General features: G+C 32.2%; 12 protein-coding genes. 2 read left to right on the forward strand and 10 right to left on the reverse strand.

Going from position 1 to position 14,357, the window contains the following annotated elements:
• Positions 1-75: 75 nt before the first annotated feature.
• Positions 76-1,056 carry an LCP family protein gene (locus ACWCL1_RS00690; protein WP_454545003.1) on the reverse strand — a complete coding sequence of 327 codons (981 nt, stop codon included), beginning with the start codon at positions 1,054-1,056 and terminating at the stop codon, positions 76-78.
• 182 nt (positions 1,057-1,238) lie between these two features.
• On the opposite strand from ACWCL1_RS00690, the gene ACWCL1_RS00695 reads away from it, so the two are divergent.
• Together ACWCL1_RS00695 and rihA are read left to right on the forward strand one after the other, a co-directional pair.
• Entirely contained in the window at positions 1,239-2,036 is a 798-nt protein-coding gene (locus tag ACWCL1_RS00695) for a 7beta-hydroxysteroid dehydrogenase (protein WP_454545004.1), read from the forward strand.
• A 487-nt stretch (positions 2,037-2,523) separates the two neighbouring features.
• A complete protein-coding gene (gene rihA / locus ACWCL1_RS00700) occupies positions 2,524-3,462 on the forward strand; it encodes a pyrimidine-specific ribonucleoside hydrolase RihA (RefSeq protein WP_454545005.1) in 939 nt (312 codons plus the stop codon).
• A 51-nt stretch (positions 3,463-3,513) separates the two neighbouring features.
• Here rihA and ACWCL1_RS00705 read toward each other — a convergent pair whose 3' ends face one another.
• The 9 genes from ACWCL1_RS00705 to ACWCL1_RS00745 all read right to left on the reverse strand — a co-directional run bounded on the left by ACWCL1_RS00705 (position 3,514) and on the right by ACWCL1_RS00745 (position 14,353).
• The gene (locus ACWCL1_RS00705; RefSeq protein ID WP_454545006.1) at positions 3,514-4,845 is read right to left on the reverse strand and encodes an APC family permease; all 1,332 of its coding nucleotides are present in this window, start codon (positions 4,843-4,845) and stop codon (positions 3,514-3,516) included.
• Positions 4,846-5,782: 937 nt separating this feature from the next.
• Positions 5,783-7,048, reverse strand: a complete 1,266-nt coding sequence (locus tag ACWCL1_RS00710) for a glycosyltransferase family 2 protein (protein ID WP_454545007.1) — start codon at positions 7,046-7,048, stop codon at positions 5,783-5,785.
• Between the two features lie 402 nt (positions 7,049-7,450).
• Positions 7,451-8,191: an amino acid ABC transporter ATP-binding protein gene (locus ACWCL1_RS00715; protein WP_454545008.1), complete on the reverse strand. Its 741-nt coding sequence runs from the start codon at positions 8,189-8,191 to the stop codon at positions 7,451-7,453.
• Positions 8,191-9,594 (reverse strand): amino acid ABC transporter substrate-binding protein/permease, encoded by a 1,404-nt coding sequence (locus ACWCL1_RS00720; protein WP_454545241.1) that lies wholly within the window; start codon positions 9,592-9,594, stop codon positions 8,191-8,193. The genes ACWCL1_RS00715 and ACWCL1_RS00720 overlap by 1 nt, the downstream gene beginning before the upstream one ends.
• A gap of 182 nt (positions 9,595-9,776) precedes the next feature.
• The gene (rpsN, locus tag ACWCL1_RS00725; RefSeq protein ID WP_454545009.1) at positions 9,777-10,046 is read right to left on the reverse strand and encodes a 30S ribosomal protein S14; all 270 of its coding nucleotides are present in this window, start codon (positions 10,044-10,046) and stop codon (positions 9,777-9,779) included.
• Between the two features lie 183 nt (positions 10,047-10,229).
• The gene (locus ACWCL1_RS00730; protein WP_454545010.1) at positions 10,230-11,099 is read right to left on the reverse strand and encodes an ROK family protein; all 870 of its coding nucleotides are present in this window, start codon (positions 11,097-11,099) and stop codon (positions 10,230-10,232) included.
• Between the two features lie 157 nt (positions 11,100-11,256).
• Positions 11,257-12,459: an NAD(P)/FAD-dependent oxidoreductase gene (locus tag ACWCL1_RS00735; RefSeq protein ID WP_454545011.1), complete on the reverse strand. Its 1,203-nt coding sequence runs from the start codon at positions 12,457-12,459 to the stop codon at positions 11,257-11,259.
• Between the two features lie 15 nt (positions 12,460-12,474).
• Positions 12,475-13,383, reverse strand: a complete 909-nt coding sequence (locus ACWCL1_RS00740; protein WP_454545012.1) for a UbiA family prenyltransferase — start codon at positions 13,381-13,383, stop codon at positions 12,475-12,477.
• Positions 13,370-14,353 (reverse strand): polyprenyl synthetase family protein, encoded by a 984-nt coding sequence (locus tag ACWCL1_RS00745; protein ID WP_454545013.1) that lies wholly within the window; start codon positions 14,351-14,353, stop codon positions 13,370-13,372. Before ACWCL1_RS00745 ends, ACWCL1_RS00740 begins: the two co-directional genes overlap by 14 nt.
• Between the last annotated feature and the right edge of the window lie 4 nt (positions 14,354-14,357).

The following is a 14,357-nucleotide window of genomic DNA, read 5'->3' on the forward strand; positions in this document are numbered from 1 at the left end:
TACATCGCTTTTTATTGATATAATTTAATTTTTATCACTTATTTATAATAAAAAATGAACATCATCTCATTGGACTTAATCATTAATTTCAACCGGTTTTAATCCTAGTGATTTCCTAATTAAATCAGAGATTGCTTGGCATTCTTGCGTTGAAACAACTTGAAAATCAAGACCATCAATCGTTTCGCTTGCTCCTTGAACATAAGTGCTCTTTATATTTTTAGTAGCACCACGATAGTTTAATGCAAGAATTCGCATGTCATTAAAAGTTAAATCGGTTTTAACTTGACTTGAAATTGAATCAAGAAAACTTTTATTTAAAATGGTAAGTGGTGAAATTGATTTCTTTAACAAAGCTGTAATCACAAGCCGTTGCCGTTCTTGTCGTCCATAATCGCCTAAAGGATCTTGATGACGCATCCGTGCAAAGTTCAATGCGGTTTTACCATTCATATGTTCTGCTTGTCCTTTAACAAAATTCGAACCACCATAACTAAAAGTCAATGGTGAAGTTACGGTTACTCCACCAACATCATTAATCGCTTTCTCTAGTCCTCCCATATTGATCAACACATAAAAATCAATTGGAATATTAAATTGATCTTCAACAGTATTAACTGCTTCACGCACTCCACCATATGTATATGCTGAATTGATTTTAGCCGGTGAATATTGCGGATAGTCAGGAAAATTAACTTCCATATCACGCGGAATACTTACAATGGTAGTTTTATGAGTTTGAGGATTTAAAGTCATAACCATCATTGTATCAGTTCTTCCTTTATAATTTCGTCCTAAAGCACCAGTATCAGTTCCCAGTAATAGAATTGAAACTGGTTTATGTGCCTCTAAAATTGCTGATGGATTACGCGTATCGTTAGCATTTGATTGGACATACATTTTACTCGTTGCATTTTTCAAATTACCAAATGCCATAATTCCTAAACCACATATTAAAAGTAATAGGATAACTAAAATTATTAGAAGTATTTTCCTAACCGGATGTTTCTTTTTAAATTCTAAATGCTCAGTTCTTTTTAAATTTTCATCAGCCATGCTAAGACTTCTTTCATCACTTTTTCTTCATTATAAAACTAAATTAATTTTAATCGATTAATTAACACTTGCAAATGATCAACGCCCAGATTCTTTGTATTTTCTAGCTATCAATTGAAACTTATTTTAGATACTTTTACGCTATGTATTGTTAAGAAACTTTTTTGGAGGAAGCGTTTCTCATGATAATGAATGATTTTAAGGCTAAATATGGTAAATATGCTGTTTTATTTGGTGGAAGCGATGGTTTAGGAAAACAAACTGCTAAAAAATTAGCTGATAGGGGACTAAGTGTCGTTTGCATTGGCCGAAATAAAGATAAGATGGCACGGTTTGAAAAAGAATTTAAATCAACTTACTCAACTGATTTTATTCCTGTAATTGCAGATCTTTCTGAGGAAAATGCTGCAATTAATATTTTTGATACTACTGATCGTTTAGATGTTGGTTTTGTTAGTTACATTGCTTGTTTACACAAATTTGGTAAGGTACAAGATATTGCTTGGGAAGATTATAAACGGATGTTAAATGTTAATATTAATAACTTTACTCAAGCAATGAAACATTATATGAGAATTTTTGTAGAACAAGGCCATGGTGGAATTTTAAACTATTCTAGTTTAACTGCTGTTACAAGTTCACCTTATAACGTTGAATATGGTGCCGGTAAAGCATATATGAAATCATTTACTCAAGCAATGGCATATGAAGGAGAAAAAGAAAATGTTGATGTAATGGTAGCTACATTAGGTGCCACCACAACACCAACCGAATTAAGAAATCAACCAGGTGGCGAAATGGGTTCTCAAATTCAAGCAATGGCGATGACGCCTGAAGAAACTGTTGATGAAATTTTCGAACATTTTGGTAAAACTCATTCTTACTATGTTGGTAAACATCCCCAAGAACAAGTTAGAAAGTGGAAAACTGAAATGACTGAAGATGAGGTTGCTGAATATATGGGTAAATTTTATGAATAAAAACTAAAAAAAAGCCAGTCGTTTGACTGGCTTTTTAATATTTTTGCTAAAAAATAAATAAGTCTGTTATCCCTGTGCAACAATTGTTTCATTGTTTTACTTTGACAGTATATCAAATCACTTGATAGCAGACAACATTTTCGACAAAAATGTTGCTTAAAAAAGTAAATTTATCAGTTTAAATTTAACAAAATTAATTAAATATTTTATAGAATTTAACATACATTAAAATTTAGTTTCATCTTAATTATTTGGTTTACTGCGATTTTAGTTGCTGTTAAACTTAATTTAACCACAAAAAAGTTAAGCTTTTTCGCCTTATTTCAACACGGCACTTTAACTCTAACTTACTTATTACAATACATATTCCCTAGAAGTTGCATCCCCAAGCGCAACTTCTTTTTATTTTGTATCCGAAAGACTTCAAGAATTTGATATAATTAAGCTATAAAAGGAAAATCAACACTTTTGAATGGAGCTGATCGTAATGACAAAAGAAAAAATCATTTTAGATTGTGATCCTGGCCATGATGATGCTCTTGCTTTGGCAATGGCAGTTGCGAGTGAACAAATTGACTTACTAGCAGTAACTACATCAGCCGGCAATCAAACTCCGGATAAAACTTTAAATAATGCAATGAGGATGTTAACTCTTTTAAAGGCTTCCAATATCCCAGTTGCAAGTGGTAATAAACGCCCATTGATGCGTCAACTCAAAATCGCAGACTATGTTCATGGGGAAACAGGACTGGATGGCGCTGATTTGCCTGAACCAAATTTTGCGCCTCAAAAAATTCCTGCAATTGAACTAATTGCAAAAACATTGCAAGCTCAAAAAGAACCAATTACTTTAGTCGTAACTGGTCCAATGACAAATATTGCTTTATTTTTACGTGTTTATCCTGAATTAAAATCAAAAATTAAGCAAATCGTTTTTATGGGTGGCGCTGCTGGAACAGGAAATGTAATGCCTACAACTGAATTTAACATGGCAGTTGATCCTGAAGCCGCTAAAATTGTCATTAATGAAAATATCCCAATGGTAATGGCAGGATTAAATGTTACTTTAAAAGCTCAACTCCTCAATCAAGATGTTGAAGATATTGGTAAAATCAATAATCCTGTAGCCCAAGCCATTTATGGTCAAATGAAATTTTATGGTATTTTTTATGGCCAAGATAAATTTGGATTAGAAGGCACGCCAGTACATGATCCATGTACAATTGCATGGTTACTTCACCCCGAGTACTTTGAAACGCACGAATGTTATATTGATGTAGAAACTCATGGACAATTAACTGCCGGTGAAACCATTGTAGATGAAGTAGGGTTAACTGGTAAGGAAAAGAATGCCCAAGTTCTTATGGATATTGAACGCGAAAATTTCGCAGCATTAGTCAAGAAGTTATTACATAATTTTGATTAACTTCACAAATAACCCCATAGTTGGATGTAATTCCACTATGGGGTTATTATTTTATAAAGCTTTTTTACGATGATGTTTCATCAAAAAGTATACTGGAATTCCTAAAATTCCAAAACCACCTAATACTAAAATCGCTTCCCAATCATAAACAATTTCACTATAAAGAACAAAAATTGCTCCAATAATTGCAATTAATGGAATCACTGGGAAAAGAGGCACTTCATATGGTGTTTCGACTTTGCGGTGTCGAATAATAAAAACTCCAATAAAACTCATTAAATAAAATAGATAAATACTAAAAATACAAATCCGCGATAATTTACCTGGATCAAAAAATATAATCATAGTAATTGCAATCATTGAAATTAAAGCAATTGCCAAAATTGGCGATTGCGATTTTGTACTATACTGCATTAAATGTTTTGAAAATGGCAACTGATTGTCATTCGCCATTGATAAAACTACCCGTGAAAAGGTAATCATTTTCCCATTTAAGCATGCCAAAATTGTCAAAATAATTCCAATATTAAAAATTTTACCGCCAATCTTGCCAAAAATATAATGACCAAAAAACGGAGCCGTTTCTTTCCCTAAATCTAAGATTAATTCAGGTGGTAAAACTTGCAGGAAAACTACCGTAATCAATACATAAGAGACTAAAACAGTTAATGCTCCTTTAATCAAAGTTTGGGGAATAACCTCACTTGGATTTTGAACTTCACGTCCCATATTAGCAATTGCTGACCACCCATCATATGCGAACAAACATGAAATTACTGCCACCCCAAAACGGTGATCAAATAAGTTTTGTCCGCTAGATGATGTTACTACAATTTGCGATTTCCCATGTAAAAGTCCGCCAACTACAATCGCAATTATCAAAATAATCTTGATAATAGTTAGTTCCATTTGAACCCGCACACCATAGCGTAATGAAATACTGTTAGCTGCAAAAGTAAGCACTACAATTCCAATTGCTAAGTACGAAAAATATTTTAATGGCAGTCCCATAAAATCCACTAACATGATTGCCAAATACATTCCTAACGTTGCAATGGTTGCTGGGCCATAAATAATTACTTGAACCCATCCTGACATGAAGGCTGCAAACTTACCATAAATTTGTTTTAAATATGTATAAATACCGCCAGTTGTATACTTTGAACCTAGTTCAGAAATAGTTAAACTTGCTGTTAAAGTAATCAAGCCACCCAAAATCCAGGCCATCAATGCCCAAAATGGCGATCCCGCAAATTTTAAAACATCGGCTTGTTTAAAAAAAATTCCCGATCCCATCACTGATCCGGTTAATAATAAAAACGAAGCCTTTTGATTAAAAGTACGAGTCGGTTCTATTACGTATTGCTTATTTTGTTCTTCCAAATTTAAATTCCTCTCCACGAAAAATCTTTCGAATAAAAAAGCCGACCATCTTAGGTCAGCTTAATATTAACGATTATTTGTGTATTTTCATTATATCAACCTGCAATTTGTTATTCAACTAACATGAAGAATAGCTTTTAAACCACCTGTTTCATAGGTCGCTTTTTTTAGCCAAAACTCCTAATTTTCCTTCAAATGGAAGTCCCCATACTTTCACAAAGGCAACCGATTTACCAAGTACCTAATGAATCATAAACAAACTTTTACGTTGGTTGGTCTTTTAATTCTTTGATTAAATTTTTGACCGCGCATTCTCCCATTGCAATTGCCAGTTGAGCCGTTGTAGGGCAAAGACGCCTCTCATTATCAAAGCTACATCTCCAATAATATAAACTGTTGGATCATTAACATGAACTCGTCCACGTTAACCAGAGTTTTTAATTACATCACTTTCCCTCACTCCTGTAGTCCAAATAATTGTATTTGCAACCAATGATTTTTCATTTCTATCATTATCTACATATCTAACTTCGTTTGGTAAAACTTCATTGATACTACATTGGAGAAAAAGATGAATATCCTTTCATCAATAAACTTCCTACCATAATTAGATAATTTTGAAGAAAACATTGGCAAGAATACAGATAAGTAGTCGATACAATAAATTTGAATTTTATCTGGAGAAGTATGGGCTATCTTATCACACTTCTTTTGCATATCATGCAATGAAGCTAATCAGCTCCTAAAATCACAATTTCTTTCATTATAATCATTTCTTTCTTAAAAAGTTGTAATATTAGTTCGCTTGCACTAATACGAATGTACATCCCATTTAACTGGTGTTATGAAACAAAATAAAGGTAAAACAAATTAAACTTATTCGTATTATCGTTATATATCGCTAGTCATTAAAATTCAAATAATTGATTCAAAATTTTTATTCCGTAGAATCACTCGTTACTCCATGACTTGTTTTGATCCATTGATTATTTCCAGTTAATTTTCTATAGAAAGCAATTATAATTGCAGGGAAAAGAATCAAATTATAGATTACCATTCCTGCACATAAAAGTAACAATTTTAAATTAACTCTTTTAGAATCAACTGTATACTTCACTCCCATGTAGTATGCCAAAAATAAGTTAATTGCAATTAAAAATAATAATAATCCCCAAAACTTTTTAATATGAATGACTGCATAGACTAAAGCAATCATGTTAGCAGTTCCTACAACTACTGTTAAAAATGGTAAAAACATAAAAAACATCATCTCAAATTTTGCCCAAAATTTGAGTGTTTTACTTTTAACAATATTCCTTAAATATTTACCAGTACAATCAATTCCCCCTTGGCACCACCGTGAACGTTGTCTTATAAAAGGTTTAATTTTATCGACTGCTTCTTGGTATACTACAATATCGCCTCCATACTTTGTTTTCTTATCTTGAAGTAAAAATTTAGTACTAAATTCAAAATCTTCTAACAATGCATTTCCCCATGGTGCCACTTCATTTTCAACTGAAGATAAGCGAATAAACTGTCCATTACCTGAAGCAGCAGCGTTATCCAATCTGTTGCGCACGCCTTGAATCCAATCATTAATAGTTGTAAATTCAATGTCTTGCATGCGTTGTAACCAATTGGTAACATTATGCATTTTAACTTTTACTTGCAGTAAAGCTAGATCAGGATCTTCATCAAATTCAATTAAAACCTTTTTTAAGTCCTCTTCATGCATAATTGCATCGGCATCTAAAACACCAATAACAACATTTTTTGTTGAGGATGTAATGCCATTACGAATATAATTTAATCCATAATTTAATGCATCACCTTTTCCAGTTTGTGCATCGGGTAACACTCTTTGAAAAAGTTTGATTTTATCTTCACAATTATTTTTTGTAATAAAATCCTTAATTAACTGTGCGGTTCCATCAACTGAACCATCATCAATCACTCCTAATTTAACTTGCGGTAAATTTTGAGTATTTTGAATAAAATTCGATAATGTTCGTTGAACCGTCGGCGCTTCATCTAGCATTGGCATTAATATATACAACTCTAAATCTTTAGAGAGAGCTACATCTATTTTTGCCCCTTTTATCCCTCTAATTGAGCTTAATACCAAAATAATTACCCAAACAGAGTAGTAAACTATCCCAACAAATGACGTTAATAATATGATATTAACCAGATCTTCCACAATATTTCCTCCCACAACAAAACAAGCACAATTATTCAATTATGCAGTCCTGTTAAATATATTTAGTGTTTTAACACCCATATTCCCACTGTTTTGAATATCCCATTACAATATTGATAAAATAACAACTAATTTTTGCCCAAATGTAATTAGTTATTATCTCCCTACTTATCTTTATTGTTTTTATTAGGGTTCTTCAAAAACTTTTTGCACATAAATATGCACACTATCAGCACTTACAATCTTAATAAAAAATTAATTTCTTTAATATTCAGTTAAACTTTATCAAAAATGTCATTTTTTGTAAATGATATATCTAGATTACAAGTAATTTATCAAAACAAAAAAGCTTGATTTCTATTTACATAAAAATCAAGCTTTCCTCACTTAAATATTTATTTTTTATATATTATGCATCCGACTTAAAAATGCCTGTGTACGCTCATTTTGCGGATTTTCAAAAATTTCTTGAGGAGTTCCTTCCTCAACAATATAACCATCAGCCATAAAAACAACTTTGTCAGCTACTTCTTTAGCAAAGCCCATCTCATGAGTCACAATTACCATTGTCATCCCATCATCAGCTAATTTTTTCATAACATTTAATACATCATCAACCATTTCTGGATCAAGTGCTGAAGTTGGTTCATCAAAAAGCATTACATTTGGATTCATTGCTAATGCTCGTGCAATTGCAATCCGCTGCTTTTGTCCACCAGACAATAACTGTGGATATGCATCAAATTTATCTTCTAAGTTAACCATTTCTAATAATTTTTGGGCCTGTTCACGTGCTTCATCAGCACTTTTATTTTTTAACATTGTCGGTGCTAACATAATATTTTCGCCAACAGTTAAGTTGTTAAATAAGTTAAAGTGTTGAAACACCATTCCAATATTTTCTCGTACTTTATTAATATCAACTTTTGGATCTGAAATATCATAATTATCAATAATGATTTGCCCTTGACTTGCAGTTTCCAAACGATTTAAACATCTTAGGAAAGTACTTTTTCCTGATCCTGATGGGCCAATTAACACAACGACTTGACCATCTTCAACATCAAAGTTGATATCTTTTAAAACTTGGTTTTTACCAAAATTTTTAGCAACATTTTTAGCGGTGATTTTTAAGTTTGACATTAGACCTTCAACCTCCGTTCAATCCACTTGGAAATCAATGTGAAAATTGTAATTAGAATTAAGTACATTACAGCAATGATTAGCCATATCTTAAATCCTTCAAGATTACGTGCAATGATAATCTTACCGGTTTGCGTTAATTCAACAATTCCAATTACTGATAAGATTGAGGTATCCTTTAATGTAATAATGAATTGGTTAATAAATGATGGCACCATCATCTTAATTCCTTGTGGCAATACAACTTTACGCATTGCTTTACCAAATGGGAGCCCTAAACTTCTTGCTGCTTCCATTTGACCCTTATCAACAGATTCAATTCCACCTTTTACAAAGGCTGCAATATAGGCACCTTCATTTAAAGTTAAAGTAATGATCCCGGCAACAAATGCTGGAATTTTATGTCCTGTTAAACTTGGAATCCCATTATAAATAAATAATGCTAATACTAGTAATGGTAAACCACGAAAAATGTAAATTAAGCTCGTCGAAATCCAATTTAAAAACTTAACTGGTAATACTCCAAGTAAGCCCACTAAAATTCCAAAGACGGTTGCACAAATGATTGACACAATCGTTAATTTTAATGTTTCTCCCAAACCTTGAAGTAATGCCTTTTGATTTTGCTTAATTAACCCTAAAAATCCTTGATCTTTTTTCTCGTATAGATTTGATTTACTCTTAGTATACTTATCAATAATTTTTTGATATGTACCATTTTTCTTGATCTTAGCCAAACCTGCATTGAACTTCGCCATTAATTCTTGGTTAGTCCCTTTTTTAACCGCAAATCCATAATCGCCAATTGCGGTTGGTTTAGTCACAATTTTCAAACCAATTCCATTTTGAATTCCATACTTCAAAACAGCATCATCATCAAAGCAAGCTGCGGAATTTCCATTTTTGACATCGTTATATACGTTATCTGAATCATCAAATGTAACTACTTGGAAACCATACTTATCTTTGATTGAGTTAGCATAATCAGCACCTGAAGTTCCTGTCTTAACAGCAACTTTCTTTCCTTTTAATTGAGATAACTTAGTAATTTTACTATCTTTAGCAACTGCCATTACAATCCCAGATGAATAGTATGGATTAGAAAAATCAAATTTTTGCTTCCGTTCATCTGTAATTGTCATCCCGGCTATCATCCCATTTACCTGACCTGCTGAAACTGATTGAATTGCAGCATTAAAACCAATCGGTTTAAATTTAACTTTAAACCCTTCTTCTTTAGCAATTGCCTTCATAATATCAATATCAATTCCCGTTAATTGGTTATCGTCATTTGTATAAACGAAGGGAGGAAATGTAACATCAGTTGCAATTGTGTAAGTCTTTTCTCCAGCTGCATGAACTGAATTATTACTAAAAAAATTGCCTCCAAATACAATTCCCATTGTCATTGTAATTAATATAATTAAATTTCGCACTCTTTTCATTACATTAGTCCTTTCTAGTGTGATTACAAGAGACTAATTAAATTATATCATAGTGTGTTATTAAATGTAACATTAAATATTAAATATAGATTAAAAACATTAAAAAAAGATTATGGATAAAGTGCCATAATCTTTAAAAATTACCAACTAGCTTTCTTAACTCCCGGAATCTTCCCTTCCAGTGCTAATTTTCTAAAATTAATACGTGACATTTTAAATTTACGCATATAAGCACGTGGACGTCCATCCAACTCATCCCGATTGCGTAATCTGACTGGGCTTGAGTTTCGCGGAAGTTTAGCAAGTGCAGCATAGTCACCTTTCGCTTTTAACTCTCGCCGTTTTAAACGATAACGCTCAACTAATTCACGTTGCCGTTTATCTTTTGTAATTTTAGATTTTTTCGCCAAAACAACACTTCCTTTCAATTTTTAAATCGTAATCATTACTATTTAATTTAACAATACATTTTCCTGGATGTCAATAAAAATATAATAATCACATTAAATTATTTTAAGTTATATTTTATAACATGAAAATCACAACATTAAAAAACGAAACAATGCTCATAAACATCGTTTCGTTTAATTGGTCTAATTATGATTTTCGTTATCAAAATCGACAACCGCACCTCTTAAATTAGCATCGGCAGTATACTTGCAAGTTTCAATTACTGGTGTTAAGGTTGCAATTTCAACTTTATCTTGAATTTCTTTAATTTTAACATTAATCATTGGAATTAAATTTTGATTTTGCGAAATTGCGCCGCCAATAATAATTTTTTCTGGATCAATTGTATGTTGCAGATTATATATTGCAGTTGCAAGCTGCGTAATCATTTGATCAACTAATTTTATAGCTAATGTTTCACCGGCTTGTGCCTTATCAAATACGTCTTTGCCAGTGACGCTTTCGCCAGATATTTCATTATATCGTGTCGCTAATGTAACAGGTGAGCATGCTTGACTTAAAGTTGTATTCTGATTCATTAATTGAAATCCAAATTCACCACCATACAAATGACTTCCATGATAAATTTGCTTATTAATGATAATCGCTCCACCAACACCTGTACCAATCACTAAAAATACTAAATTAGAGTTATCTTTTCCCGCACCATCAGCAACTTCTGCTAGTGCGGCACAATTAGCATCATTTTCAATGCTAACTGGTAATTTAAATGTGTCTTCAAAAAGAGAGACAATCTCAAAATTATGAATGTATGGCAAAGCACTTGCACCTTCAATTACACCTGTTTTCTTATTGATAGCTCCAGGTGAACTGACCGCCACTCCTTGAATATTATATTTAGCTTTGAATTCATCAATGTTTGCTTTCAAAACTTCCATAAAATCATCCAAGTTATCTGGTGTTGGTGCTTTTTTCTTATCACGTAACTTTTGACCATCCCAGTACGCAAACTTGATTGTAGTTCCACCAATGTCGATTACTCCTAAACTCATGAATTCCTCCTAAAAAATCCCAAGTGTTAAAATTTTCTCTTTCTCAAGTTTGCCAATCTCATAATTGATTATATTATTTTTTAATATTTAACGTCAAAGCTACTTAAAACTATACATTTGTAAAAAAACAAGACTGTATAACCAGTCTTGCTTATTTTTAATGATAAAAATCAAATTTTCCTTTCGCCATGAGTTCTTTAACTCCACCAGTTTCGTATAATGAAAGATTATCAATCATTTTCTTAGTAACTGAGCCGATATAGCCTTTAACTGGAATTCCTAGACCCACGCCAAATGATTTGGCCATTCCAATTGAGGCAACCGTTCCACGATTTTTATAAACAAACTTCTCAGTTGGTTCACCTTTAATTAAGTGTAAAATATTTTTGGCAGCACATGTTCCCATTTGCAAGGCAATTTGGGCAGTGGTTGGATAGGGTCTTTCAGCACCATCTGGGAAAAAGGCAGCGACATCGCCTACAATATAAACATTTTCATCATTTGGTGCACTCATATCTTGATTAACACGTACTCGTCCACGGCGTTGTTGGTAACCTGATTCTGCAATCACGTCACTTCCACTGACACCGGTAGTCCAAATAATCGTTTTAGCACCTAACTTACCTTTATTGCCATCTTTGTCAGTATAATGAACCTCATTTTTAGCAACTTCATCAATTCCACATTGCACATAAAAATGAATGTTCCATTTTTTAAGCCACTTCATTCCATATGATGACATTTTAGGCTTAAACATTGGTAAAAATACAGGTGAGTGATCAATACAATAAAGTTCAATTTTATCAGCTGAAGTATCTGCAATTTTGGCATATTCAGCCTTCATTTCATACAATGATCCGAGTAATTCCACTCCGGTAAAGCCTGCACCACATACGATAATTTTTAAATGAGATGGATCATGATCTTTAGTATATTCATGCATTTCATTTAAAATATGTTGGTGAATTGTAAGTGCCGCATCAATGCTATCCATTTGAAGTGCATTTGTATTTGCTCCTTTAATTCCAAAGGTTTCAGAGTGAAATCCTAAAGAAATGATCGCATAATCATATGTAATTGGATCATGATCCTCAAAAATAACTTGTTTGTTTTCATGATCAACTTTAGATACAGTTGCTTGAATAAAAGTTGTTTTTTTTGAATTTACTACATCTTTAATTGGAAAAATAATTTTATCTTTAGGTAAAGCTCCTGTGGCAACTTCTTCTAAACTAATAATTTCACAGTGATAATCATTGCGATCAATTAAAGTGATATGAAGATCTTCTTTTGATGCTTGAAGTTTATGTAAAGCTTTTAAACCACCATAACCTGCTCCTAAAATCACAATTTCTTTCATCACAATAGCCCCTTTCTAAAATAGTCCGATTAAAAAGGTTATAAATTGTACTAATGACCCTAAACCTAAAATTTTGACTGCTGCTAAAAAAGTACTTGATTTGATTTGTTTTTCAGTAAAGAGCTTGCATTGTTGGTACACAAATGGAATTAAAATTAAAGTTAATAATAACGTCCATGGTGCAAAATGCAAAACAACTGCTAAAATCAAAGCAATAAATGCTAATACATTAAGCAAATTAAATGTGAAGATTGCATTCTTTTTGCCGACACTAATTGGGAAGGTTTTTCTACCACATTTTTTATCATAATCAATATCACAAATATTGTTTGCTAGCATCATATTAGCAATCCAGAAAACATTTGGTAATGAAATTAAAATGCTTGGCCAAATTCCATTCCATGTCCATTGGAAACTTTGATAAGTATTAATATATACCGCTGCAAAGGTAATCAAAAATCCCATGATAATCCCTGATAAAATTTCTCCCATGGGAGTATTTTGAAAGAATTTAGAATATGTTAATCCCACTATTAATCCAATAATTCCTAATACTAAAAGTGGCCATGCAGTTTGTTGAACTAACCATAATCCTAAACCAACTACAATCACTAACATTACAATCACTACTTTTTTAACTTGGTGTTTTGTTAAGTTAAAATTATGAACTGGATTGATTTGTAAAAGCTCATCTGCATGTTCTTGATTAGCAACGGTATAGTCATCTAAATTATCTAAAACATTTACAATCAAGTGTAAAGTAACTGCTACAATTGCATAAATAATCATTTTACTAATTGAAACTTCATGATAGTAATAATCACTAAATACTGCACCGATTAAAACGGGAAATAAACTTGCAGTAAGGGTATTCCAACTAATCAAATTCACTACGGCGGTAAATGTCAATTTACTTTCTTTCATCCAAGTCACTTCTCCCTTGTAATTTATCAAATAGTTTAGTAATTGCATTGGTCAATTGGGCATTGCCAAAACATTTAAGTTCTGCTTGCGTTTTTTGAATATATTTATTAGCAAAAGTAGTTGCTTTTTCAATTCCTTGATGTTTTTGAATTAACTCAACGATCTTTTGCTCATCAGCTGAAGTGAGATTGCTTTTTTTATTCAAAATTGGTAAAAACTCATTTTCATGGTCTTTAAATGCTAAGATCAATGGCAATGTGTAAATTCCTTCTGATAAATCCTTTAACACAGGTTTATGAGCAGTTTGAATGCTTGCAGTATAGTCCAAAATATCATCATGAATTTGAAAAACAATGCCAATATGATATCCAATTTTGCGTGCTAGCTTACATTTAACTTCACTTTGACCACCTAAAACAGTGCCTTCATAGCAAGCTAAGCCAAAAATCGCTGCGGTCTTGCCATAAATTGAATCTAAATACGCTAACATATCCATACGCAAATCAAAGCGAATCGCTTTTTGATTTAGCTCTCCCCGCAAAATACGATACATGGTTTCTACATTTAATTTAATTAAATTCATATCTTGGAGCTCATTTACTAATAATTTAAAAAACAGTGTAAATAAATAGTCTCCTGAATATACTGCAACATCTTTGCCAAATTTTGCTTGAATACTTGCGACTCCTCTACGAAGCGGCGAATCATCAATAATGTCATCATGAATAAGTGTGGCCATATGAAGCAATTCAATTGACGTTGCTGCCGCTTGATCTTTAAGTGTCACTTTATTATTACCGGTTCTTTTAAACAAGTAAAATAAAGTTGGTCGAATTAATTTTCCTTTAGAATTGGCAAATTCAGTTAAGTAATGTTTTAATGGGATATCATATTCAGTCACTAAACGCTCAATATTTTGTTGAGTTAATTTTAGATCTAAATTGATTCCTGCAAAGTTGTTATTAGCCAATTCA

The organism is Ligilactobacillus sp. LYQ135 (genome assembly GCF_053711055.1).

Bases quoted from the DNA above. Each gene is read 5' to 3' on its own strand.
- ACWCL1_RS00690 (WP_454545003.1), bottom strand. From the start codon at position 1,056: ATGGCTGATGAAAATTTAAAAAGAACTGAGCATTTAGAATTTAAAAAG.
- ACWCL1_RS00695 (WP_454545004.1), top strand. From the start codon at position 1,239: ATGATAATGAATGATTTTAAGGCTAAATATGGTAAATATGCTGTTTTA.
- rihA (WP_454545005.1), top strand. From the start codon at position 2,524: ATGACAAAAGAAAAAATCATTTTAGATTGTGATCCTGGCCATGATGAT.
- ACWCL1_RS00715 (WP_454545008.1), bottom strand. From the start codon at position 8,191: ATGTCAAACTTAAAAATCACCGCTAAAAATGTTGCTAAAAATTTTGGT.
- ACWCL1_RS00720 (WP_454545241.1), bottom strand. From the start codon at position 9,594: ATGGGAATTGTATTTGGAGGCAATTTTTTTAGTAATAATTCAGTTCAT.
- ACWCL1_RS00730 (WP_454545010.1), bottom strand. From the start codon at position 11,099: ATGAGTTTAGGAGTAATCGACATTGGTGGAACTACAATCAAGTTTGCG.
- ACWCL1_RS00735 (WP_454545011.1), bottom strand. From the start codon at position 12,459: ATGAAAGAAATTGTGATTTTAGGAGCAGGTTATGGTGGTTTAAAAGCT.
- ACWCL1_RS00740 (WP_454545012.1), bottom strand. From the start codon at position 13,383: ATGAAAGAAAGTAAATTGACATTTACCGCCGTAGTGAATTTGATTAGT.